This is a genomic window from Pseudomonas sp. TWP3-1 (assembly GCF_049896625.1).
Classification (GTDB): domain Bacteria; phylum Pseudomonadota; class Gammaproteobacteria; order Pseudomonadales; family Pseudomonadaceae; genus Aquipseudomonas.
On the sequence record NZ_JAFCUQ010000008.1, the window covers coordinates 14,992 to 38,273 of the forward strand.

Below are 23,282 nucleotides of genomic sequence, written 5' to 3' on the forward strand. Positions count from 1 at the left end.
TCCGCCCCTCACTGCAAGCGGTTGCGCAAAGCGGCAACCACGTTGAAGGTTTGATTGCGCACCCGATTGTTCGGGTCGGTGAGGGTCAGGCTCAAGCGCACACTGCGGATCCGTGCTGGGTCGCCAGGGTTTGCGCTGTAGGTGGACGCTGCGATATCCGTAGCGGAACTCGCAAGGCCGAACATGACGGTGAAGGCACTGACGTTGTTCACCAGCACCTGCTGGGTCGGTGTGCCGCTACCGGTGCCCATGAGTATCTGGTTATTGCTGAAGCTGTAAATCAGACGGCGGATGGGAAAGGCAATCTGGCCAGTCGCGGCGGCGCGCAGCCCCGTGTAAGCCGTTGCACTGTTGCGGCAGTCGGAAACCACCGTCCATGTAGGCGTACCACCGCTGCTACCCACATCGGCCGTGACCAGGGTCAATTTGAGGTTGGCATTATCCCAACTGATCGGTGCGAGCTGCGCGGCATAAAAATCCCCCGTAGCGCTCGAATCGGTGATGGTGCCAAGGCATCCAAACATCCCGACCATGCGAATTTCCTGAATCATCTTGCTCAGGACGAAACGCGCGTCTTCCTGCATCGCGGCGGCGCTGTTCTGGCTGACGTAGGTGTTTTTCGCCGCGATGAAAATCTGCACCACGCCCAGCACCACGATCAGCCCCAGCGCCAGAGTGATCAGCAATTCGATCAGACCAAACCCACGTTGATTGCGCTTCATGGCATGACCACCGGATCGACGGTGGCGCGACTGCTCAACACGAAACTGCGCCGCGCGCTGGCGGTATTGGCGGCGCGGGCGTCATCCCAGGTGATGGTGATGGTGTAAACCCGTTGGTTGAGGGTGATGCTGCCAGTGGCGGTGGGGCCGCCGAAGGCGATGATGTTGGTGCTGAAATCGTAGAGATCCTGATCCCGCGCAACGCTCAGATTGCCGGCAGTCGGCGGTGTGCCGGTGTAGTCGGCGCCGGAGTTGGCGCGGATGCGGTCCATCATGTCGTAGGCGATGAAACTCGCCTGGCTGGTCATACGCGAGCTGTCGGTGTACTTCAGCGCGTTCAACTGCACCGCCGCCGCGCCCAGCATCCCGACGGTCAGAATCAGCAACGCGACCAACACTTCAATCAGCGTCATGCCCTCCTGTGCGCTTTTGCTCCCTGCCCTCATCCGCAACTTCCACCCAATTGAATTCGTCCGTTCAGACACACGTTCAGCGTCCTGCTTTGCGTGCCCAGGGTATAGCTGATGACCACCGCCGTAGACGGGGCCGCCAGACCGCCGAGATTGTTGAAATCCAGCGCGGTCACTCCAGAGGGTAGCGTCAGAGTCGCGCCGCTGCTCATCGCTGGAACAACCCGCAATACATTGGCCGGGGTGCCAGTACTGTCGTAGACCGCCAATTCGCCGGTCCAGACGCTGCCGCCGGCGCTCGGCCGCAAGCGCGTAGTCACACCACGGTTAATGGCCTCCATACGAGCGTAGTTGAGCGCTCGTTGCAGGTCGCCGACTTCGGTGTCGGCCTTGCTGCCCTGGATTGAACGCGTAAAGGACGGCACCGCAATCGTGATCATGATCAGGAACACCGCGACCGCCACCAGCAGCTCGATCAGCGTGAAACCTTTTGTACGATGATCCATCGATGCCCTCCGTAGCCTTCGGCTATACCTGCTTCTACACGCTAGAACATTCGACCGGTGCGTGCCGGTTGATTTGCCACGACTGAGGCACGGATTGCCTCGGTCAACCGACCCCATGGAGGGAAGACGCATGCCGCAAACAGGTTTCACGCTGGTCGAACTGCTCATGGGACTGGCGATTGGCACAATTGTTCTGTCGCTGGTCAGTCCGGCGTTTGCTGCCTTTACCGAATCGAACCGTCGCGAACAAGCCGCGCAGTCACTGCTTGATGGCATTCGCAACGCACGGACGATGGCCATCACGCGCAATCAGAGCGTGGTGATTCATGGCATCAACGGCGATTGGAGTCAGGGCTGGCGGATCATTCTGGATATCAGCGGCAAGGGGCCGCAGGACAATGCCAATCCGCTGCTGATCGAACACGCCAGTGACGGGCGGATTCCGATTGCCGGTAATTGGTCGGTCAGTCGCTACATAAGGTTCAGCAGTCTGGGACAACCGCTGATGCCCGGTCGGGCATTTCAGGCAGGCACATTACATATCTGCTCGGCACGCGAGCCGGTCAGCCAGCTGCAATTGGTGCTGGCGGCGACCGGTCGCGTACGCCTGGCCAGCGAAAAAGCTGAACAGGCGCTGTGTACCAAGGCGCAGAGTGTTAAAGCAAGGAACGCACGCGCAGCTCTTTAGGCATGGAGAAGGTGATGTTCTCTTCACGCCCGGCCAGTTCATCGGCGCCGGTCGCGCCCCAGGCCTGCAATTGCTGAATCACGCCGCGCACCAATACTTCCGGCGCGGAGGCACCAGCCGTGATACCGATGCGCTGGACGCCATCGAACCAGCTCTTTTGCAGGTCTTCGGCGCCGTCAATCAAGTACGCAGGAGTGGCCATACGCTCGGCCAGTTCACGCAGACGGTTGGAGTTGGAGCTGTTCGGGCTGCCGACCACCAACACCACGTCGCATTCATCGGCCAATTGCTTGACCGCATCCTGACGGTTTTGCGTGGCGTAGCAGATGTCGTCCTTGCGCGGGCCGCCAATGGCCGGGAAGCGTGTGCGCAAGGCATCGATGACGCGACTGGTGTCGTCCATCGACAGCGTGGTCTGGGTAACGAAGGCGAGTTTGTCCGGGTTGTGCACTTGCAGCTCGGCAACGTCTTTTTCGTCTTCGACGAGGTAGATCGCGCCGCCATTGCCGGCGTCGTACTGACCCATAGTGCCTTCGACTTCCGGGTGACCGGCGTGGCCGATCAGGATGCATTCACGGCCGTCGCGGCTGTATTTCGCGACTTCGATGTGCACCTTGGTAACCAGCGGGCAAGTGGCATCGAACACTTTCAAACCACGGCCGGCGGCTTCGCTACGCACCGCTTGCGATACGCCGTGAGCACTGAAGATCACGATGACGTCGTCCGGCACCTGATCCAGCTCTTCGACGAAGATCGCGCCACGACTGCGCAGGTCTTCAACCACGAACTTGTTGTGCACCACTTCGTGACGCACATAGATCGGCGGCCCGAAGACTTCCAGGGCGCGGTTGACGATTTCGATCGCCCGGTCCACACCGGCGCAGAAGCCACGGGGATTGGCGAGTTTGATTTGCATGCTGTGCCTCGTGTCTTGCGCGCGAAAAATTGGATCATCAGCAATCACTGTGGGAACAAGCAAGCCTGCTCCCACAGTGGTTGTGCTGTGCTACTTAGAGCGCTTTGACGGAGAAAATTTCCACGTCAAAGGTCAGCGTCTTGCCCGCCAGCGGGTGGTTGAAGTCGATGGTCACTTGCGCGTCATCGAATTCTTTCACCACGCCCGGCAGCTCAGTATTGGCCGCATCGTTGAAGATCACCAGCAAACCGGGCGACAGTTCCATGTCGGCAAACTGCGAACGCGGAATGATCTGCACGTTTTGCGGGTTCGGCTGGCCGAACGCGTTTTCCGGCTCGACGGTCAGGGTGCGCTTGTCGCCAGCCTTGAAGCCGAACAACGCGGCTTCAAAACCCGGCAGCAGGTTGCCGTCACCGACCTTGAAAGTCGCCGGGGCCTTGTCGAACGTGCTGTCGACGGTGTCGCCATTTTCCAGGCGCAACGCGAAGTGCAAGGTGACTTCCGTGTTCTGGCCAATGCGTTGCTCAGCCAATACTTGATCAGTCATGAGCGGCTTCTCCGGTCTTTTTACTCTTGAACATGTCCAGTGCCAGCATCACTGCGCCAACGCTGATTGCGCTGTCGGCGATGTTGAAGGCCGGGAAATACCAGCGGTTCTGCCAGTGCACCAGAATGAAATCGATCACGTGGCCGAGGGCAATGCGGTCATACAGATTGCCCAGCGCACCGCCCAGCACCAACGCCAAAGCGACGGCCAGCCAGGTTTCGTCGCGCCCCAGACGCTTGAGCCAGACCACCAGCACCGCACTGACCACAATGGCGATCAGGGCGAACAGCCAGCGCTGCCAGCCGGAGCTGTCAGCCAGGAAGCTGAACGCAGCGCCGGTGTTGTAGGCCAGGGTCCAGCTGAAGTAATCGGGAATGATCACGATCTGCTGGAACATTTCGAGCTTGTTTTCGAAGTAGAACTTGCTGGCCTGGTCGATGACCAGTACCAGCAAGCTCAACCAGAGCCAGCTCAACCGTCCGAAACGGCCAATGGCATTAGGCATAGTGACGAACCTCGCCCGCGCCGCTGATGTTGTCCACGCAACGACCGCAGATTTCCGGATGCTCCGGGTTCACGCCGACGTCTTCACGGCAGTGCCAGCAACGGGCGCACTTCGGGAAGGCCGATTTGACGATCTGCAGCTTCAAGCCGCTGACTTCGGTGACCACGGAATCGGCCGGCGCCTGCACGAACGGCGCAACGCTGGCGGTGGAGGTGATCAACACGAAGCGCAATTCGTTGCTCAGTTTGGCCAGGTCGGCGCTCAGCGCGTCTTCGGCAAACAACGTCACTTCGGCTTGCAGGTTGCCACCGACGGCTTTGGCCGCGCGCTGGATTTCCATTTCCTTGTTGACCGCGACCTTGACGGCCATGATCCGCTCCCAGTACTCGCGGCCCAGTTCGAAGTTGGCCGGCAGTTCAGTCAGACCTTCGTACCAAGTGTTGAGCATTACCGATTCGTTACGCTCGCCCGGCAGGTATTCCCACAGTTCGTCGGCGGTGAAGGCGAGGATCGGCGCGATCCAGCGCACCAGCGCTTCGGAGATGTGATACAGCGCGGTTTGCGCCGAACGGCGGGCCTTGCTGTTGGCGCCAGTGGTGTACTGACGGTCCTTGATGATGTCGAGGTAGAAACCACCCAGCTCCTGCACGCAGAAGTTGTGGATCTTCGAGTAGACGTTCCAGAAACGGTATTCGCCGTAGTTTTCTTGCAGTTCGCGTTGCAGCAGCAAGGTGCGATCCACCGCCCAACGATCCAGCGCGAGCATTTCTTCGGCCGGCAGGATGTCGGTGGCCGGATTGAAACCGGTCAGGTTGGAAAGCATGAAGCGCGCGGTGTTACGGATCCGCCGGTAGGCATCGGCACTGCGAGCCAGGATCTGCTCGGACACCGCGATTTCGCCGGAGTAGTCGGTCGATGCAACCCACAGACGCATGATGTCGGCGCCGAGGGTGTCGTTGACTTTTTGCGGCGCGATCACGTTGCCCAGAGATTTGGACATCTTGCGGCCGGACTCATCGACGGTGAAGCCGTGGGTCAGCAGTTCGCGGTACGGCGCGTGGTTGTCGATCGCGCAACCAGTCAGCAAGGACGAGTGGAACCAGCCACGGTGCTGGTCCGAACCTTCCAGGTACAGGTCGGCGCGTGGACCGGTTTCGTGGCCCATCGGATGCGAACCGCGCAGCACGTGCCAGTGCGTGGTACCCGAGTCGAACCAGACGTCGAGGGTGTCGCTGATCTTGTCGTACAGCGGCGCTTCATCGCCGAGCAGCTCGGCGGCGTCCATCTTGAACCAGGCTTCGATGCCCTCGACTTCAACGCGCTTGGCGACTTCTTCCATCAGCTCGACGGTGCGTGGGTGCAGCTCGCCGCTTTCCTTGTTCAGGAAGAACGGGATCGGCACGCCCCAGTTGCGCTGACGCGAGATGCACCAGTCCGGACGGTTGGCGATCATCGAGTGCAGGCGCGCCTGGCCCCAGGCCGGAACGAATTTGGTTTCTTCGATGGCTTTTAGCGAGCGGATACGCAGGGTGTCGCCGCTGACTGGCTCTTTGTCCATGCCGATGAACCACTGCGCGGTGGCGCGGTAGATCAGCGGGGTCTTGTGACGCCAGCAGTGCATGTAGCTGTGTTCGATGACGGTGGTGTGCAGCAGCGCACCGACTTCGGTGAGTTTGTCGACGATGGCCGGGTTGGCCTTCCAGATGAACTGGCCGCCGAAGAACTCCAGCGTCGGTACATAAACGCCGTTGCTCTGCACTGGATTTAGGATGTCGTCGTTGACCATGCCGTACTTCTTGCAGGTCACGAAGTCGTCCACGCCGTAGGCCGGGGCGGAGTGAACCACGCCAGTGCCAGCGCCCAGTTCCACGTAGTCAGCCAGGTACACCGGCGACAGACGATCGTAGAACGGGTGACGGAAGTTGATCAGCTCCAGCGCTTTACCGGTGGTGGTCGCGATGACCGAACCTTCCAGGCTATAACGAACGAGGCACGATTCGACCAGTTCTTCAGCCAGCACCAGCAGCTTGTCGCCGACATCAACCAGCGCGTAGTTGAATTCCGGGTGAACGTTCAGCGCCTGGTTGGCCGGGATGGTCCACGGAGTGGTGGTCCAGATCACGATCGAAGCCGGTTTGCTCAGCGCTGGCAGACCGAATGCGCTGGCCAGTTTGGCCTCGTCGGCAATCGGGAACGCCACGTCGATGGTCGACGACTTCTTGTTTTCGTACTCGACTTCGGCTTCGGCCAGCGCGGAGCCGCAATCGAAGCACCAGTTCACAGGCTTCAGACCTTTGAACACGAAACCGCCCTTGACGATTTCGGCGAGGGCGCGGATTTCACCGGCCTCGTTGGTAAAATTCATGGTTTTGTACGGGTTGGCGAAGTCGCCGATCACGCCGAGACGGATGAATTCGGACTTCTGCCCTTCGATCTGCTCGGTGGCGTAGGCACGGCACAGTTCACGGGTCTTGTCCGCGCCCAGGTTCTTGCCGTGAGTCACTTCAACCTTGTGCTCGATCGGCAGGCCGTGGCAGTCCCAACCTGGAACGTACGGCGCGTCGAAACCCGAAAGGGTTTTCGAGCGGATGATCATGTCCTTGAGAATCTTGTTCAGAGCGTGACCGATGTGGATCGTGCCGTTGGCGTACGGAGGGCCGTCGTGCAGGACGAACTTCGGACGATCCTTGCCAATCTCGCGCAACTTTCCGTACAGGCCAATACTGTCCCAGCGCTGCAGGATCTGCGGTTCGCGCTGTGGCAGGCCGGCCTTCATTGGGAAGGCGGTGTCCGGAAGGTTTAACGTGGCTTTATAGTCGGTCATTTAAGGCTCTTCATTAGCGGTGGGCGCTAGGTGCGGCTAGTGCACGGGCGGCGGCGACATCCGCGTTGATCGCCGTTTTCAGCGCCTCCAGGGAGGCGAAACGCTGCTCTTCACGCAGCTTTTGGTGGAAAACCACCGTCAAACGCCGGTCATACAGATCGCCGGCAAAATCTAAAAGATGCACTTCAAGGTGGGCCTTGCCATCACCTTGCACCGTGGGCCGTACGCCGATATTGGCGACGCCGGGCCAGGTCTTGCCGTCGATGTCGACGTCGACCAGGTAAACCCCGGTGAACGGCACGCGACGACGTTTCAGTTGAACATTGGCAGTGGGCGTGCCCAGTTGCCGAGCGAGCTTCTGCCCGTGCAGCACGCGACCGGCGATGCGGTACGGGCGGCCGAGCAGGCTTTCAGCCAGCGCAAAATCGGCGGCGGCCAACGCATTGCGCACCTGGGTGCTGCTGACACGAATGCCATCCAGCTCGACGGTTTGCGCCGCTTCGACGGTAAAGCCCCGAACCTGCCCAGCCTGCAACAGGAAATCGAAATCGCCGAGGCGGTCGCAACCGAAGCGGAAGTCGTCACCGACCTCAAGATGTTGCACGCCGAGGCCGTCTACCAGAATCGTATCGACGAATTCACTGGCGCTGAGCTTGCTCAAACGCTGGTTGAAGGCCAGGCACAACACCCGGTCAACGCCTTCAGCGGCGAGCAACTGCAGCTTGTCGCGCAATCGGGCCAGACGCGCAGGTGCGGTGTCCGGAGCAAAGAATTCCCGTGGCTGCGGCTCGAAAATCACCACGCAGCTGGGTACGCCCAACTCGAGCGCACGCTCACGCAGTCGGGCCAGGATTGCCTGGTGACCACGGTGAACACCGTCAAAGTTGCCAATAGTGGCGACGCAGCCCCGATGCTGGGGGCGCAAGTTGTGGAGGCCTCGAACCAGCTGCATAACGCGCTTCTTGCTCATAAAGTGGCCGATTATAACCACACCCGGCGGCAGACGACAGGCAACACCGTAACCCAAAGTGATCGAGCCGACAAAACTGCCGGCCCGAGCGTCCCGATGTGGGCCGAAACCCTAGCTCAGCGCCTTGCGATTGAAGTCGCGCAGTCGGAAGCCCATCAACAGCAACATACCGAAATAGCTCACCACGCCAGCCGCCACGAGAGCGCCCAGACGCAAGAAGCGCTCAAGCATGCCGCCCTGCTCCCAGGCCGGCATGAAATGCATGCCGACCAGCAACACCACTGACATCACCGCAACCGCCACCAGCAGCTTGAAGCCAAACTTCGCCCAACCCGGTTGCGGCTGATACATCTGCTGCTTGCGCAGTTGATAGAACAGCAGCCCGGCGTTGAGGCAGGCGCCTGCACTGATCGCCAACGCCAGACCGGCGTGCGCCAGCGGGCCGATCAACACCAGGTTGAACAGCTGGGTGACGATCAGGGTGAAGATTGCGATTTTTACCGGTGTACGGATGTTCTGTTGCGCATAAAAGCCCGGCGCCAGCACTTTGATCACGATAATGCCCAGCAGGCCAACAGAATAGGCAATCAACGCCCGTTGCGTCATCGACGCATCAAAAGCGCTGAACTGGCCGTACTGGAACAGCGAAACCGTCAGCGGCTCGGCCAGAATTCCCAGTGCCAGCGCACACGGCAGCACCAGGATGAAACACAGGCGCAGGCCCCAGTCGAGAATCCGCGAATACTCGTGGCGATCCTTGCTGGCGTAAGTCTTGGCCAGTGTCGGCAACAGAATCGTGCCGAGCGCCACGCCGAGCACGCCGGACGGCAACTCCATCAAGCGGTCGGCGTAATACATCCACGACACCGAACCGGCCACCAGAAACGAGGCGAAAATCGTGTTGATGATCAGCGAAATCTGGCTGACCGATACGCCGAGGATCGCCGGCAGCATCTGCTTCATCACACGCCAGACGCCGGTATCGCGCAGATTCAGACGCGGCAGCACCAGCATGCCGATCTTTTTCAGGTGCGGCAGTTGATAGAGCAACTGTGCCAGACCACCGACCAGTACCGCCCAGCCGAGGGCCATGACCGGCGGATCGAAGTACGGCGTCAGGAACAATGAAAACACGATCATGCTGACGTTGAGCAGGGTCGGCACGAAGGCCGGCACCGAGAATCGGTTCCAGGTGTTGAGAATCGCCCCGGCCAGCGAGGACAGGGAAATGAGCAATATATAAGGGAAGGTCACTCGCAGCAGATCGGAGGTCAGCTGGAATTTTTCCGGCGTATCGGCAAAACCCGGCGCGGTGGCCCAGATCACCCAGGGCGCAGCGATCATGCCCAGCGCAGTCACCAGCGCCAGAACGAGGGTCAGCAGGCCCGTCACATAAGCAACGAACGTGCGAGTCGCCTCTTCCCCCTGCTGACTTTTGTATTCCGCCAGAATCGGCACGAAGGCTTGGGAAAATGCGCCCTCGGCGAAAATTCGCCGCAGCAGATTGGGCAGTTTGAACGCGATGAAGAAGGCGTCGGTCGCCATCCCGGCACCGAATGTACGGGCGATGAGCGTGTCACGAACGAACCCGAGAATCCGGGAAAGCATGGTGATAGAGCTGACGGCGGCCAACGATTTGAGCAGGTTCATTGAGGGAATTAGTGCCTGTCGATAAACAGCAGGCGAACAATGCGCCTACTTGTGCGATACTCCGCGCCGCAACAGCACAGAGCCAAAGCTCGCGAGTTTACAGGTCACACGCCGGAAAGAAATATCCCGTCGCAGTACACCTACCACTTAGCGGAACGTTTCAAGCGCCCTTGACAAGACTTCAACTCATCGGCATGATTCGCGGCCTATTTTGTTTGCTATTTCCTAAAAAGTCTTTCGAGGAGCTCGACGGTGGCCAACACACCTTCCGCCAAAAAACGTGCAAAACAGGCTGAGAAGCGTCGCAGCCACAACGCCAGCCTGCGTTCCATGGTTCGCACCTACATCAAGAATGTAGTTAAAGCCATCGACGCAAAAGACGCTGAAAAAGCTCAAGCTGCATACGTTCTGGCTGTGCCAGTTATCGACCGTATGGCCGATAAAGGCATCATCCACAAGAACAAGGCTGCTCGCCATAAGAGCCGTTTGAATGGCCACGTAAAGGCCCTGAACGTTGCCGCCGCTGCCTAAGCGAAGCGTTCGTTAAAAAACCGACCTCCGGGTCGGTTTTTTATTGCCTGCGATTTGCTGAAAACACGGCAAAAAAAAGAGGAGCACCTGGCTCCTCCGTTTTTAATTGTGAATTACTTGACTGGAACCCACGGCAGAATCGGGATCGCGGTCACCGCATTCTGCGGGCTGCCCTCAATCACGCGGTCGCTGTAGACCAGGTACACCAGGGTATTGCGCTTCTTGTCGAGGAAACGCACCACCTGCATGGTCTTGAACACCAGCGACGTGCGCTCCTTGAACACCTCGTCACCGTCCTTCAGCTCACCCTTGAAGCTGATTGGCCCGACCTGACGGCAAGCGATGGAAGCCTCGGCACGATCTTCGGCCAGACCCAGACCACCCTTCACGCCGCCAGTCTTGGCGCGCGACAGGTAGCACGTCACACCCTCGACCTTCGGATCATCAAACGCTTCGACGACGATCCGGTCATTCGGCCCGACCAACTTGAACACCGTCGACACCTGACCGATTTCCTCGGCCGAGGCCAGCAATGGCAGCGCCACCAACAGACCCAACAATCCTTTTACGACACGCATCGAATTTTCCTTAAACCAGAATCAGGTTGTCACGGTGAACCAGTTCCGGCTCAGCCATGTAGCCCAGCAAGTCGACAATGGCATCTGACGACTGACCAATGATTTTTTGCGCCTCAAGCGCACTGTAGTTGGCCAGACCACGAGCGATCTCGCGACCATCCGGCGCCACGCACACAACCATCTCGCCGCGACGGAAGCTGCCCTGCACAAGTTTGACGCCAACCGGCAGCAGGCTTTTGTTGCCTTGAGACAACGCAGACACCGCTCCATCGTCCAGCACCAGCGTGCCACGGGTTTGCAGATGCCCGGCCAGCCACTGCTTGCGCGCCGCGAGCATGCCGCGCTCTGGCGACAGCAGCGTGCCGATGCGCTCACCAGCCTTCAGACGATCAAGCACGCGCTCAAGACGCCCACCGGCAATAATCGTGTGCGCACCAGAGCGCGCCGCGAGACGCGCCGCACGCAACTTGGTCTGCATGCCGCCGCGACCCAATGCACCACCCGTGCCGCCCGCCACTGCATCCAGCGACGGATCATCGGCGCGCGCTTCGTAAATAAGCTGCGCATCAGGGTTGTTGCGCGGATCAGCATCGAACATGCCGTCGCGATCAGTGAGGATCACCAGCAGATCAGCCTCGACCAGATTCGCCACCAGCGCCGCCAGCGTGTCGTTGTCGCCGAAACGGATTTCGTCGGTGACCACGGTGTCGTTTTCATTGATGACCGGGATGACTTTCAGCTCGACCAGCGCACGCAAGGTGCTGCGGGCGTTCAGGTAGCGCTTGCGGTCGGACAAGTCGTCGTGGGTCAGGAGAATCTGCGCAGTGTGCAGACCATGCTCGCCGAAGCTCGACTCCCAGGCTTGCACCAGCCCCATCTGGCCGATTGCCGCAGCGGCCTGGAGCTCGTGCATCGCGCTGGGTCGGGTGCTCCAGCCCAAGCGGCTCATGCCGGCCGCCACTGCCCCGGAGGACACCAGCACCAACTCGACGCCGGCTTCATGCAGGGCCACCATCTGCTCGACCCAAACACCCATTGCCGCACGATCCAGCCCTTTGCCATCCGCTGTCAGCAAAGCGCTGCCGATCTTCACGACCCAACGCTGCGCACCTGTCACCTTGCTCCGCATCATCTTCAACCTTAGCTTGAGGACAGCGCGACCCGGCGCTGCCCGTGACGTTAATCGTGGCTATTGGTGACCAACGATCGATTTCCAGATACTAAAACGCCGCTCGATTGAGCGGCGTTCAAGTTTATCGCAACAGATCAGTCACGCACGTAAATGATTTCCGGACCGTCTTCGTCATCCACATCTTCTTCATCCCAGTCATCGTCGCCGATGTCGTGGACCGACTTCACGCCGCTGCGACGCAGGGCACGCTTGTCATCCAGCGCCTGCAATTGCGCACGGGCTTCGTCTTCGATGCGCTGATCGAGATCAGCCAACTCTTCCTTATAAGCAGGATCTGCAGCCAGACGATCGGCACGATCTTCCATGTAGCGCATGATGTCGCGGCACAGACGCTCGGTACCGAGCTTGGAAATAGCCGAGATCACGTACACCGGCCCCGTCCATTCAAGGCGATCAACGATTTCCTTGACGCGAGCATCGTGCTCTTCTTCAAGAATCTGGTCGCACTTGTTCAGCACCAGCCAGCGATCACGCTCAGCCAGCGACGGGCTGAATTTGATCAGCTCGTTGACGATCACTTCAGCAGCGTCCGGGGCGCTGGCGTCATCCAGCGGCGCCATATCCACGAGGTGCAGCAGCAGACGCGTACGCGCCAAGTGCTTGAGGAAGCGAATGCCCAGGCCGGCGCCGTCGGAAGCACCTTCGATCAGCCCCGGAATATCCGCGACGACGAAGCTTTTCCAGCGATCGACGCTGACCACACCGAGGTTTGGCACCAGCGTGGTGAACGGATAGTCAGCAACTTTCGGCTTGGCAGCCGAGACCGAACGGATAAAAGTACTTTTACCGGCGTTCGGCAAGCCCAGCAGACCTACGTCGGCCAGTACTTTCATTTCCAGTTTCAGGTCGCGTTGCTCACCCGGTTTACCCGGAGTGGTCTGACGCGGCGCGCGGTTGGTACTGGATTTGAAACGGGTGTTGCCCAGACCGTGCCAGCCGCCCTGCACCACCATCAACTTCTGACCCGCCTTGGTCAGGTCGCCGATAACTTCCTGGGTAGCCGAGTCAATGATGGTTGTGCCGACCGGCACGCGCAGCACCAGATCTTCACCTTTCTTGCCGGTGCAGTCGGTGCTGCCGCCGTTGGAGCCACGCTCGGCATCGAAGTGCCGGGTGTAACGGTAGTCGACCAGGGTGTTGAGGTTTTCGTCGGCCATCATATAGATGGAACCGCCGTCACCGCCGTCACCGCCGTTAGGGCCACCGTTTTCAATGAATTTTTCCCGGCGGAAACTCATGGCACCATTGCCACCGTCGCCAGCTTTTACGCGAATCGATACTTCATCAACAAACTTCATAACCAACGCCTCTCGCCATACGGACGAGCCGAAAAACAATCAAGACATAAGACTCTTGCAAAAATGAGCGCAGCGACCCCAATCCACGACCTACATCGTACGCCGACAGCCCATACAAACAGTTTTGCAAGAGACTCACCCCACAAACGAAAAAGCCCCGTCGCGAGACAGGGCTTTTCCAGCGATCGCGCAATTAAGCGGCGACAACGCTCACGTAACGGCGGTTGAACGCGCCCTTTACTTCAAACTTGATCACGCCTTCGATTTTCGCGAAGAGGGTGTGATCTTTACCCATGCCAACACCGTAACCGGCGTGGAATTGGGTGCCGCGCTGACGCACGATGATGTTGCCCGGAATAATCTTCTGGCCGCCATACATCTTCACGCCAAGGCGTTTGGCTTCTGAGTCGCGACCGTTACGGGTACTACCACCAGCTTTTTTGTGTGCCATGAGTCAATTCTCCTAGTGAGGATTAGGCTGAAATTAAGCCTGAATACCGGTGATTTTGATCTCGGTGTACCACTGGCGGTGGCCCATACGCTTCATGTGGTGCTTACGACGACGGAACTTGATGATGCGGACTTTATCGTGACGACCTTGGGAGATCACTTCAGCCACAACGGTAGCGCCAGCAACAACTGGAGCGCCGATGTTCACGTCATCGCCATTGGCGACCAACAGAACGCGATCAAAAGTAACGGATTCGCCGGTAGCGATTTCCAGTTTTTCGATCTTCAGGTATTCACCTGGGGCGACCTTGTATTGCTTGCCACCAGTAACAATTACTGCGTACGACATGGTATTTCTCCGATAATCCTGCTCACCCAGCTCTTTATAAGAAGAGGTATTGGCTGGCATGGCTGCATTGGGCTGGAGGCCCGATTGCAATTGCGTAAGGCAGGTGCTGCCCAGGAAGTTCAGGGTGCGCGATTGTACGCAAGCTTCGAGACTCACGCAAGTGGCCGTCCATCGCGCCTTGACACCTGCCGATGTGGGTCCTAGCATGCCGCGCAACCCTTCTGGAGCAACTGTCGCTGATGCAACCCCAAGCTTTCTACCGCGCGGTGGCGGACGATTTTAGCGCCGTCGACGGCATCATCAAGAAGCAGCTGACTTCCCGCGTGCCGCTGGTATCGAAAATCGGCGATTACATCACTTCGGCCGGCGGAAAACGCCTGCGTCCGTTGCTGGTTCTGTTGTGCGGCAAGGCCCTGGGCCGTGAAGGCGATGACATGCGCCTGCTGGCCGCCACCATCGAATTCCTGCACACCGCAACCCTGCTGCATGACGACGTGGTCGACATGTCCGGCATGCGCCGTGGCCGCTCGACCGCCAACGCCATGTGGGGCAACGCCCCGAGTGTGCTGGTCGGCGACTTCCTGTATTCGCGCTCGTTCGAAATGATGGTCGAACTCGGTTCGATGCAGGTGATGAAGATCCTGTCCCAGGCCACGCGCATCATCGCCGAAGGCGAAGTGCTGCAGTTGTCCAAGGTGCGCGATGCCAGCACCACCGAAGAAACCTATATGGAAGTCATCCGCGGCAAGACTGCGATGCTGTTCGAGGCTTCGACCCACAGCGCCGCCGCACTCGCCGGTGCCAGCGCCGAGCAGAGAGAAGCCCTGCGCACCTTCGGTGATCACCTTGGCGTGGCGTTCCAGCTGGTCGACGATTTGCTCGACTACAAGGGCGACGCGGCAACCCTGGGCAAGAACGTCGGTGACGATCTGGCCGAAGGCAAGCCGACGCTGCCGCTGATCTACACCATGCGCGAAGGCACGCCTGAGCAGGCCGCTCTGGTGCGCCAGGCGATCCAGAAAGGCGGGATCGAAGACCTCGAAAGCATCCGCATTGCCGTGGAAGCCTCGGGCTCGCTGGAGTACACCGCACAGTTGGCACGCGATTACGTGGCCCGTGCGATCAAGTGCCTCGATGCGCTGCCGGCCAGTGAGTATCGCGATGCGTTGGTTGAGCTGAGTGAATTTGCGGTTGCCCGTACGCACTGATCAGCACTGCAGTACCACGAAACCGCAGCCTCCATTGGAGCCTGCGGTTTTTTGTTGACTGCCCATTCAGTTAAAACCCTATACAATGTGCGACTTTTAGCGACCCCTACCAAGGAGCCTTAGTGAGCACGTTGCCACCCTGCCCGAAATGCAATTCCGAATACACCTACGAAGACGGTGCCCAACTGATCTGCCCTGAGTGCGCCCACGAGTGGACCGCTGGCGGCGAAGCCGAAGTGGCGTCCGATGATGCCGTGAAGAAAGATTCGGTCGGCAACGTCCTGCAGGACGGCGACACCATCACCGTGATCAAGGATCTGAAGGTCAAGGGCACTTCGCTGGTGGTCAAGGTCGGCACCAAGGTCAAGAACATCCGCCTGTGCGATGGCGACCACGACATCGACTGCAAGATCGACGGCATCGGCCCGATGAAGCTCAAATCCGAGTTTGTCAGAAAAGTCTGATTCTGCTGTCAGCCCTCCCCCGCGTCAGGCGTGGGAGGGTGCATCACCCTCCTCGCTTCGCCCCAGCAATCCCTCGCAATAGCCAAACGCCAGCCATTTTGACCTTACGCAATCTTTACCCACGAAAAATCACAATCCGCCAATAGGCGCTTGCTATTTGATGAATAAGAATTATTCTCATTGAAACCTTTCAAGGAGAACAACCATGACTTATTTGATCGACGCCTGGCTGGATCGCCCACACCCTTACCTCAGGATCCTCCATCGGGAAACCGGGGAAGTCTGTGCGGTGCTTGAAGAAGAAGCCCTGCATGAATTGCAGGATCAGGGAGATCTGGATGTCAGCGGACTGAGTTCCAGCGAGCCGATGGTGCTCAAGGAGCTGGTGCGCAATCTGTTCCTGTTCTGCTACGCCCGGGCATTGCGCCCGACCAGTGAACTGCAGCACAAGATCGAAGTATGAGAAAGGCTGAGAAACCCTGCACAAGCAATGCTTGTGCAGGGTAACCGGATTACAGAACGTCGAGCAGCTCGACGTCGAATACCAGAACGCTGTGCGGCGGGATGCTGCCAACGCCTTGAGCGCCGTAAGCCAGTTCGCTCGGCACATACAGACGCCATTTGCTGCCGGCATTCATCAATTGCAGCGCTTCGGTCCAACCAGCGATCACGCCGCCAACCGGGAATTCTGCCGGCTGACCACGATCGTAGGAGCTGTCGAACACAGTGCCGTCGATCAGGGTGCCGTGGTAGTGAGTGCGCACTTGATCTTCACGGGTTGGCTTGGCGCCTTCACCCTGAGTCAGTACTTCGAATTGCAGGCCGGAAGCCAGAGTGGTGATGCCGTCTTTCTTGGCGTTTTCAGCCAGGAATGCCAAGCCTTCGCCAGCCGCGGCTTCAGCTTTGGCAGCTGCTTCGGCTTGCATGATTTCGCGGATAACCTTGAAGCTGGCGGACATTTCTTCCTGACCGACACGGCTTTCCTTACCGGCGAAAGCGTCGGTCAGGCCAGCCAGAATCGCGTCCAGGCTCACACCCGGTGGCGGGTTGTCGCGCAGCTGATCACCCAACTGACGGCCAATGCCGTAGCTGACGCGGGTTTCGTCGGTGGACAGATTTACTTCGGACATGACACTGCTCCGCTGTGCGGACGGCCGCAAGACATGCCGTGCGTACACAGCGCGTCCCGGCGCGCCCGGAACCAAAAGGGCGAGCAGACTAGCACAGATGTTCCGGCATTGATCAGCGGGTCAGACCTACAGCGCTGAACGCCAGGCGATCGGCACTTTGAGGCTTTCCTCGGCGCTGGCGCCGAGCCCGCACATTTCATCGTGCACCGAGGTGTGCACCAGGTTGAGCGGCAACACCGGAAAGGTATGCAACACGTCCCGCGCATGTTCGACCGAGCGCAGTTTGAGCATCTGCCCCTTCGGATCGCTGAGCGGATACGCCGCTCCATGCATCCTTGCCTCAAGCAGGTAAATCCCGCCCTCCAGCGAGATCAGATTCAACTCCTGGACCTTCCCGGCGACGGCAAACGCATTCAACTCTTGCAGATTCATGGACACACCCCACGCAGTGGCGAGACTGGACTGTTACAGGGATATGCCTCGGCGCGCAAAAGTACAACCCACAAACGAAGCCGCCCGTCTGTTTCGGAACAGACGGGCGGTTTTGGTGCAGCGCTGAATAACTGATCAGTGCTTGGTGATCTTGTCCAGATAGCCCATGGCGCAAGCCGAAACCACGAAGGTCATGTGGATGATCACGTACCACTTCAGATGTTCGGGATCGACGTTCTTGGCGTCCATGAAGATCCGCAGCAGGTGAATCGAAGAGATCGCCACGATCGATGCCGCGACTTTCATTTTCAGCGAGGACGAGTCCATGGTGCCCAGCCAGCTGAGCTTCTCCTTGCCCTCGTCGATGTCCAGTTCAGAGACGAAGTTCTCGTAGCCGGAAATCATCACCATCACCAACAGGCCGCCAACCAGCGCCATGTCGATCAGCGACAGCAGCACCAGAATCAGATCCGACTCGGCCATCGCGAAAACATTGGGGATAACGTGGAACACTTCCTGGAAGAATTTCAGCGCCAGCGCCAGCAATCCCAGTGACAGACCGAAGTAGATCGGCGCCAGCAGCCAGCGCGAAGCGTACATTGCATTTTCAATAAAGCGTTCCATCGTTACTCACACAAGGGGCTGGAAATGGCCGCGAGTATATCAGCCCCTAATGACAGCCAGAAATAGCCCGAAATACCTCCGCCCACGCGTATGTATCAAAGGTTTTCTGCTAGTGTCGAAAACATTGCCAGCCCGGCGACAGTGGACAGGACAACTGGAAATGCATGTGCGATTACCATTAGCGACGACCGCAATTTGCCTGGCCCTGCTCCTCGGTGGCTGCTCGCCCGACGACGAGAAACACCCGCAGACTCTCGAACAGAAGACTGCACAGTTCGAACAATCGCTGGATACCATCAGCGACCCCAAGCTCAAGGACGCCGTCACCGAGCTCGGCGGCTCGCTGCTGTTGCTCGAACGTGCGCAGCAACGGCTCGACGATAAACCGGCGACAACCGAATACGGCGAAGACGCCCTCGGCGTGCTCAAGCACTACCCTTCGCCGCAGGTACTGGTCGATACCTTCATCAACGGTCTGTTTGTGCTGCACAAGGATTCCAGTTCCGACTACCTGACCGACCTGCAACCGGTGTTCCCCTTCAACCTGAACATTCCCGGCGGCTTCCTGTTCCCGCATGGCGTGGAATGGCAGTCGGTGACCCTGAGCGACAAACGCGTGATCGCCTTCCAGCCGGAATGGTCGGAAACCGACCCCGGAATCCAGCTCAGCCCATCCAGCTCGAATGTGACCAACCCCGATGACCTGACCGTGACTTACCCGTTCATCGACGGTCTGGACCGGGACAAGGACAAACAGCCGCAACCGGTCAGCCTGCAAGGCCAGGTTGAAGTCATCGCGCCGAAGCGCCTGCACACTTTCAACCTGAGCAAGAACGACATCGGCCAGACCCGCAGCGATGACAACCTCAGCGTCACCCTGCTCAAACTTGAGAAGAACTACGCCGAAGTCGAATTCAGCAACAGCTCGCCGCTCGCCGAGGAGGTCCGCGAAACCCCGCTCAACCCGCTGATCGTCCAGGCGCGCGACAACACTGGCCAATATCTGGTGCGCGCCGGTTCGATCAACGAAAGCCCGGTGCAAGTTGCGTTCTATCAGAAACAACTGGCGCAGTTGCAACAGGCAACGACCTGGAGTGACACCCTGGAAAAACAGCTGAACGACGAGCAACACGCCTTCGAACAGCAGCATCCGCGCCGCTACAACAAGGTCTATTTCAATGGCCCGGTCGAGAGTCTTGAAGTCAGCGTGCTGGATTTCTCAGAAGCGACGGTAACGCGCAAAACCCTTGATCTGCCGATCCGCGAATTTGACGCGCACACCACAGCCAAAGCCGTGCAGCCGCTCGATCTGCCAATCACCGCCTATGACGATCGGGCGGTGAACTGGCTCAAAGGCGCCAGCCTCACCGAAGATCAGTTGAAAGCCAGTGTGCATATCCGCCAGTCGGTGGAAGATCCCAGCGCGGCGCGCATCGAGTTCGATCACCGTAAAACCTTCAATGATGAATTGCTCGGTGATGACCTGAGTCCCGGCGTCAGTCCGGTAACGTTTTTCACCGAGAAACGCGGCGGCAAACTGGATGAGCCGATTGAGCTGCCACCCGAGGCGTATCAGGTCGATCCGCTGCAAGCGACCATCACCTACGACCTGAACCTGTTCCCGGAAACCCCGGCGATTGCCGTCGGTTCGATCCCGTTGTTCCTGGCGAAGGTTGCCAAGCAGTCGTTCGATGCCAAGTCCCTGCCCAAGGGCCTGGAGGTCAGGAACAACACGTTGGTGGTGGATTTGAAGACCTTCCCCGCCGATGAATGGCGATTCTTCGTCAAAGACGCCAGTGGCAACTACCTCAAGCAGATTCTTTCGGTCAGCCACGACGCGAGCGCAGAAGGTCCGGCGGTGTTCGGCGTGCATTATTTCTATGGGCGCCCCACGCAGGTGGAAACCTACCAGCGCACCGATCTCGCCACCGTGCCATACGGCTTTGAGGTCAAACTCGACAAGGCGCAGACCCAGAGTGCTGCGCCGTGATCATGCCTAGTGGTCGAAAACGCCAACAGGACGCCCGCGCCCACCGTTGATCTGGCGCAGTTGCGCTTGCAGATGCAACGACCAGATCTGCGGATCGCTGGCCAGCTCGTAGCCGTGCATCGTCAGGCTTTCAACGATGGTGTCGAGGATTGATTCGGCGGCGATCGGCCCATGAAACGGGCCTTGAGCCTTGATGGCGGAAGGTTGTTCACCGGCCATGCCGGCGGCGAAGAGCAGCGTCCACATGCCGTTATCACCGGCCAACGGCTTGATGGCGCATTCGATACGGGTCACAAGACCCAGGCACTGACGGGTGAGACAGAGGTTGCGCGACATGGCGGCGACCCTCGGTAAAGCCGTTATTCAGCCCTTGCTGAAGAGCTGTTTCGATCCACTGATCCTGTCCTTATCCTTGAGCTGAGAATAGAAGAAAAGTTCGCCTCGCAAGCCGGACGGAACCAGAAGGCGCCGAATGGTCATTGTGTGAATATTGGCGTCAGAGTGATGGCACTTTTCTCGACATGCAATCCAAGTAACTGTGGGAGCGGGCTTGCCCGCGATGGCGTCGTGTCAGTCAACATTTCAGTCAACTGACACTCAGTCATCGCGGGCAAGCCCGCTCCCACAGTGTTTTGCGGTGCGAATGGGTTACGCAGGTTTTGCTTCGGCCAGTGCCTCCAGCGCCAGCTCTTTCTCGGCTTCTTTCAGATCCTCTTCGCTGATCATCTCGGCAATTACCCGCAAGCGCTCCACCACCCGCGCGTTGACGCTGCCTTCAGGAAACTCGCCATCCTCATTCGGCGCACCCGCCGGCTCGCCGACCAACAGGCTCAGCGCCTCGTCGGCCTGACGCACGGCGTAAACGTGGAACTGCCCGGCACGCACCGCCGCCAGCACTTTCTCATCGAGCATCAGCGTCGCAACGTTGGCCTGCGGAATGATCGCGCCCTGCTCGCCGGTCAGCCCGCGTGCCTCGCAGAGACGGAAGAAACCTTCAATCTTCTCGTTGACCCCGCCAACCGCCTGCACTTCGCCGAACTGGTTGATCGAACCGGTGATCGCGAAGCACTGCTTGAGCGGGGTTTTCGACAACGCCGAAATCAGCGTGCACGCCTCGCCCAGCGACGCGCTGTCGCCGTCCACGTAACCGTAGGATTGCTCGAGCGCGATGCTCGCAGAAATCGCCAACGGGAATTCCTGCGCGTAACGGCTGCCCAGATACCCGGTCAGAATCATCACGCCTTTGGAGTGAATCGGCTGCCCGAGATTGACCTCGCGCTCGATGTCGACAATGCCGCTGCCGCCCGGATACACCGTGGCGGAAATCCGCGCAGGCACACCAAACGCCGAGTCGCCGACTTCCAGCACGGTCAGCCCGTTGCACTTGCCGACCGCTGCGCCATCGGTGTCGATCAGGATGATCCCGGCGAGCATGTCGTCGAGAATCCGCGCCGACACGCGACCGGTGCGCGTGGCCTTGGCCTTCAACGCGCGTTCGATGTGGCCGGCATCGGTCATTTCATCGTTGGCCAGATGACGGATGAAATCCGCCTCGCTGACTAGCTGAAACAGATCACCGATACGCGCCGACAACCGCCCTTGATGCTCGGCCAGCCGCGCGCTGTAAGTCGCCAGACGCGCCACTGCATCAGCGGTCAGCGGCGCCATGCCTTCTTCCGAAGTGCGGGTTTTCAGCAACTGGGCGAATTGCTCAAGGCTTTCGTCAACCATCGGGATGTCTTCGTCGAAGTCCACCAGAACGCGAAACATCTCCTGGAAGTCCGGATCGAGGTCTTGCAGCGTGTAATACAGCGACCGCGCCCCGATGATGATGACTTTGACGTTCAACGGAATGAACTGCGGGCTGAGGGTCATGGTGGCGAACCGTCCCATCTCGCCCAGCGGCGATTCCATTTTCAGCTTGCGCGATTGCAGGGCGCGTTTGAGCGCATCCCACACGAACGGCTCGCCGAGCATCTTCTCCGCTTCAAGGATCAGAAAACCACCGTTGGCGCGATGCAGCGCACCCGGACGCAACTGGCGATACGTGGTGTAGAGCGCGCCCTGATCGGTGGCGTATTCGATGCGTCCGAAAAGATTTTCGTAGGTCGGATGCGGCTCGAACACCACCGGCGCACCGCCGCTGGACGGGTGACCGACCACCAGACTCGGGGCGTATTGCTCTTCCAGCAGCTTGCGCGCCACCGCGTCGGTCTTGCTGTCATCGACCAGTTGCTCGACCACGGTTTTCAGCAGATACACCTGCACCGCTTGCAGATAACCGCAGACCGCAGCGTTCTCGGCGTACTTTTCCGAGAGCGGCGCGAGCAGTGGCTGCAAGGCCAGCGTGATGGTTTCTTCGTTGAGGTGACGCAGTTGATTGCTCGACTCGCGCTTCCACTGCGGCAGGCTCGCGAGTTCTTCGTTCAGGCGTTCTTCCAGCCAGGAAATGTCCTCGTGGAAGCGCTCGCGGTCGACTTCCGGCAACTGGGCGAATTCGGCTTCGTCCAGCGCCTTGCCGTCGAGCATCGGCGTGAACGCGATGTTGCTGCTGTCGCGGTACAGCGCGACGTCTTTTTCCAGCGCCAGACGCTCGATGATGTCCAGCGCCTTGTCGTAGCGCTGGTTGAAGGCGCGGTCGATGGCGCTTTTCTTTTGCTGATAGGACGGATGCTCGAACACCGCCGGAAAAGTCGCCAGCAGGTTGTCGATCAGGCCGTTGATGTCCGTGATGAACGCACCGGCAGTGCCGGCTGGCAATTCGAGCGCGCGCGGCTCGCGCGGCTCGTCGAAATTGTTCACGTAAACCCAGTCCGCCGGGGTTTGCAGGCGTTTGCCTTCGGCCTTCAGATAGCGTTTGACGAACGAGAACCGGCCGGTGCCGGGCTCGCCCATGACGAATACGTTGTAACCGGGGCGTGGCATGGCCACACCGAACTGCAAGGCTTCGACCGCGCGTTCCTGGCCGAGCACACCGCGAAAGGGCTCCAGATCATTGGTGGTAGTGAAGCTGAACTGTTCAGCGGAAAACGGACGGGTCAGCGCTTCGGGCGCTAGACGCAAGCTGGCAGCAACAGGATCAGGCATCGGGCTTCCTTAACAATCAGGCGGGGCAGATAGCGGCATTCTGGCGCCGCCCGTACCCCACTGGCAAGGCGCGCCATACGACAAAGCATAGACAACAGGCTAACCCGAGGTCCGGCCTCGGGAAACCAGTGTTTATTCCAAATATTGTGCAAAAAATCACGGAACCCTCGGAATGTGCCTAAACTCCAAACTGCGCGGCTGGAACTAATAA

General features: G+C 59.2%; 25 protein-coding genes. 6 read left to right on the forward strand and 19 right to left on the reverse strand.

Annotation, left to right across the window (positions count from 1 at the left end; genetic code table 11):
• Nucleotides 1-8: 8 nt before the first annotated feature.
• From ACP7BN_RS12820 to ACP7BN_RS12830, 3 genes are read right to left on the reverse strand one after another with little or no spacing between them, the layout of a single operon-like run.
• A complete protein-coding gene (locus ACP7BN_RS12820; RefSeq protein ID WP_426204544.1) occupies nucleotides 9-722 on the reverse strand; it encodes a PilW family protein in 714 nt (237 codons plus the stop codon).
• On the reverse strand, nucleotides 719-1,168 hold the full coding sequence (gene pilV / locus ACP7BN_RS12825; RefSeq protein ID WP_426204546.1) for a type IV pilus modification protein PilV: 450 nt from the start codon (nucleotides 1,166-1,168) through the stop codon (nucleotides 719-721). The genes ACP7BN_RS12820 and pilV overlap by 4 nt, the downstream gene beginning before the upstream one ends.
• A complete protein-coding gene (locus tag ACP7BN_RS12830) occupies nucleotides 1,165-1,638 on the reverse strand; it encodes a GspH/FimT family pseudopilin (RefSeq protein ID WP_426204547.1) in 474 nt (157 codons plus the stop codon). Before ACP7BN_RS12830 ends, pilV begins: the two co-directional genes overlap by 4 nt.
• A gap of 130 nt (nucleotides 1,639-1,768) precedes the next feature.
• Here ACP7BN_RS12830 and ACP7BN_RS12835 point away from each other — a divergent pair, with 130 nt between their 5' ends.
• Nucleotides 1,769-2,326 (forward strand): GspH/FimT family pseudopilin, encoded by a 558-nt coding sequence (locus ACP7BN_RS12835; RefSeq protein ID WP_426204549.1) that lies wholly within the window; start codon nucleotides 1,769-1,771, stop codon nucleotides 2,324-2,326.
• Here ACP7BN_RS12835 and ispH read toward each other — a convergent pair.
• The 6 genes from ispH to murJ form a co-directional block, all read right to left on the reverse strand.
• On the reverse strand, nucleotides 2,295-3,242 hold the full coding sequence (gene ispH / locus ACP7BN_RS12840; RefSeq protein WP_426204551.1) for a 4-hydroxy-3-methylbut-2-enyl diphosphate reductase: 948 nt from the start codon (nucleotides 3,240-3,242) through the stop codon (nucleotides 2,295-2,297). The two genes, ACP7BN_RS12835 and ispH, sit on opposite strands and share 32 nt — an antisense overlap.
• Nucleotides 3,243-3,336: 94 nt before the next feature.
• Complete coding sequence (gene fkpB / locus ACP7BN_RS12845; RefSeq protein ID WP_191624081.1) at nucleotides 3,337-3,774, reverse strand: FKBP-type peptidyl-prolyl cis-trans isomerase; 438 nt, start codon at nucleotides 3,772-3,774, stop codon at nucleotides 3,337-3,339.
• Nucleotides 3,775-3,781: 7 nt separating this feature from the next.
• On the reverse strand, nucleotides 3,782-4,294 hold the full coding sequence (gene lspA, locus ACP7BN_RS12850; protein WP_420648442.1) for a signal peptidase II: 513 nt from the start codon (nucleotides 4,292-4,294) through the stop codon (nucleotides 3,782-3,784).
• A complete protein-coding gene (ileS, locus tag ACP7BN_RS12855) occupies nucleotides 4,287-7,118 on the reverse strand; it encodes an isoleucine--tRNA ligase (protein ID WP_426204553.1) in 2,832 nt (943 codons plus the stop codon). Before ileS ends, lspA begins: the two co-directional genes overlap by 8 nt.
• Nucleotides 7,119-7,131: 13 nt before the next feature.
• Nucleotides 7,132-8,070: a bifunctional riboflavin kinase/FAD synthetase gene (ribF, locus tag ACP7BN_RS12860; RefSeq protein WP_420648444.1), complete on the reverse strand. Its 939-nt coding sequence runs from the start codon at nucleotides 8,068-8,070 to the stop codon at nucleotides 7,132-7,134.
• A gap of 129 nt (nucleotides 8,071-8,199) precedes the next feature.
• Nucleotides 8,200-9,738 (reverse strand): murein biosynthesis integral membrane protein MurJ, encoded by a 1,539-nt coding sequence (gene murJ / locus ACP7BN_RS12865; RefSeq protein WP_426204556.1) that lies wholly within the window; start codon nucleotides 9,736-9,738, stop codon nucleotides 8,200-8,202.
• A 252-nt stretch (nucleotides 9,739-9,990) separates the two neighbouring features.
• Here murJ and rpsT point away from each other — a divergent pair, with 252 nt between their 5' ends.
• Complete coding sequence (gene rpsT / locus ACP7BN_RS12870) at nucleotides 9,991-10,269, forward strand: 30S ribosomal protein S20 (protein WP_003185593.1); 279 nt, start codon at nucleotides 9,991-9,993, stop codon at nucleotides 10,267-10,269.
• Between the two features lie 113 nt (nucleotides 10,270-10,382).
• On the opposite strand, the gene ACP7BN_RS12875 is transcribed toward rpsT, so the two are convergent.
• The 5 genes from ACP7BN_RS12875 to rplU form a co-directional block, all read right to left on the reverse strand.
• Nucleotides 10,383-10,847: a CreA family protein gene (locus ACP7BN_RS12875; protein ID WP_420648446.1), complete on the reverse strand. Its 465-nt coding sequence runs from the start codon at nucleotides 10,845-10,847 to the stop codon at nucleotides 10,383-10,385.
• A 10-nt stretch (nucleotides 10,848-10,857) separates the two neighbouring features.
• Nucleotides 10,858-11,976, reverse strand: a complete 1,119-nt coding sequence (proB, locus tag ACP7BN_RS12880) for a glutamate 5-kinase (RefSeq protein ID WP_426204558.1) — start codon at nucleotides 11,974-11,976, stop codon at nucleotides 10,858-10,860.
• A 137-nt stretch (nucleotides 11,977-12,113) separates the two neighbouring features.
• Nucleotides 12,114-13,337: an Obg family GTPase CgtA gene (cgtA, locus tag ACP7BN_RS12885; RefSeq protein WP_420648447.1), complete on the reverse strand. Its 1,224-nt coding sequence runs from the start codon at nucleotides 13,335-13,337 to the stop codon at nucleotides 12,114-12,116.
• A 193-nt stretch (nucleotides 13,338-13,530) separates the two neighbouring features.
• On the reverse strand, nucleotides 13,531-13,788 hold the full coding sequence (rpmA, locus tag ACP7BN_RS12890) for a 50S ribosomal protein L27 (protein WP_003176049.1): 258 nt from the start codon (nucleotides 13,786-13,788) through the stop codon (nucleotides 13,531-13,533).
• Between the two features lie 33 nt (nucleotides 13,789-13,821).
• Nucleotides 13,822-14,136, reverse strand: coding sequence for a 50S ribosomal protein L21 (gene rplU, locus ACP7BN_RS12895; protein ID WP_003176051.1), 315 nt, complete (start codon nucleotides 14,134-14,136; stop codon nucleotides 13,822-13,824).
• Nucleotides 14,137-14,375: 239 nt separating this feature from the next.
• On the opposite strand from rplU, the gene ACP7BN_RS12900 reads away from it, so the two are divergent.
• The 3 genes from ACP7BN_RS12900 to ACP7BN_RS12910 all read left to right on the forward strand — a co-directional run bounded on the left by ACP7BN_RS12900 (nucleotide 14,376) and on the right by ACP7BN_RS12910 (nucleotide 16,271).
• The gene (locus ACP7BN_RS12900) at nucleotides 14,376-15,344 is read left to right on the forward strand and encodes a polyprenyl synthetase family protein (protein WP_426204561.1); all 969 of its coding nucleotides are present in this window, start codon (nucleotides 14,376-14,378) and stop codon (nucleotides 15,342-15,344) included.
• 122 nt (nucleotides 15,345-15,466) lie between these two features.
• A complete protein-coding gene (locus ACP7BN_RS12905; RefSeq protein WP_420648449.1) occupies nucleotides 15,467-15,808 on the forward strand; it encodes a zinc ribbon domain-containing protein YjdM in 342 nt (113 codons plus the stop codon).
• A gap of 205 nt (nucleotides 15,809-16,013) precedes the next feature.
• Nucleotides 16,014-16,271 (forward strand): hypothetical protein, encoded by a 258-nt coding sequence (locus ACP7BN_RS12910; protein ID WP_420648450.1) that lies wholly within the window; start codon nucleotides 16,014-16,016, stop codon nucleotides 16,269-16,271.
• 49 nt (nucleotides 16,272-16,320) lie between these two features.
• On the opposite strand, the gene ACP7BN_RS12915 is transcribed toward ACP7BN_RS12910, so the two are convergent.
• The 3 genes from ACP7BN_RS12915 to ACP7BN_RS12925 form a co-directional block, all read right to left on the reverse strand.
• Nucleotides 16,321-16,938 carry an FKBP-type peptidyl-prolyl cis-trans isomerase gene (locus tag ACP7BN_RS12915; RefSeq protein WP_420648451.1) on the reverse strand — a complete coding sequence of 206 codons (618 nt, stop codon included), beginning with the start codon at nucleotides 16,936-16,938 and terminating at the stop codon, nucleotides 16,321-16,323.
• A gap of 126 nt (nucleotides 16,939-17,064) precedes the next feature.
• Nucleotides 17,065-17,370 (reverse strand): DUF6482 family protein, encoded by a 306-nt coding sequence (locus ACP7BN_RS12920; RefSeq protein WP_426204564.1) that lies wholly within the window; start codon nucleotides 17,368-17,370, stop codon nucleotides 17,065-17,067.
• 135 nt (nucleotides 17,371-17,505) lie between these two features.
• Nucleotides 17,506-17,994: a TIGR00645 family protein gene (locus ACP7BN_RS12925; protein ID WP_420648453.1), complete on the reverse strand. Its 489-nt coding sequence runs from the start codon at nucleotides 17,992-17,994 to the stop codon at nucleotides 17,506-17,508.
• Between the two features lie 160 nt (nucleotides 17,995-18,154).
• Here ACP7BN_RS12925 and ACP7BN_RS12930 point away from each other — a divergent pair, with 160 nt between their 5' ends.
• Nucleotides 18,155-19,984 (forward strand): hypothetical protein, encoded by a 1,830-nt coding sequence (locus ACP7BN_RS12930; protein WP_426204566.1) that lies wholly within the window; start codon nucleotides 18,155-18,157, stop codon nucleotides 19,982-19,984.
• A gap of 6 nt (nucleotides 19,985-19,990) precedes the next feature.
• Here the strand turns inward: ACP7BN_RS12930 and ACP7BN_RS12935 are convergent, their stop codons facing one another.
• Nucleotides 19,991-20,320 (reverse strand): hypothetical protein, encoded by a 330-nt coding sequence (locus tag ACP7BN_RS12935; protein ID WP_420648455.1) that lies wholly within the window; start codon nucleotides 20,318-20,320, stop codon nucleotides 19,991-19,993.
• A 312-nt stretch (nucleotides 20,321-20,632) separates the two neighbouring features.
• Nucleotides 20,633-23,071, reverse strand: coding sequence for a Lon protease family protein (locus ACP7BN_RS12940; protein WP_426204568.1), 2,439 nt, complete (start codon nucleotides 23,069-23,071; stop codon nucleotides 20,633-20,635).
• Nucleotides 23,072-23,282 lie beyond the last annotated feature (211 nt).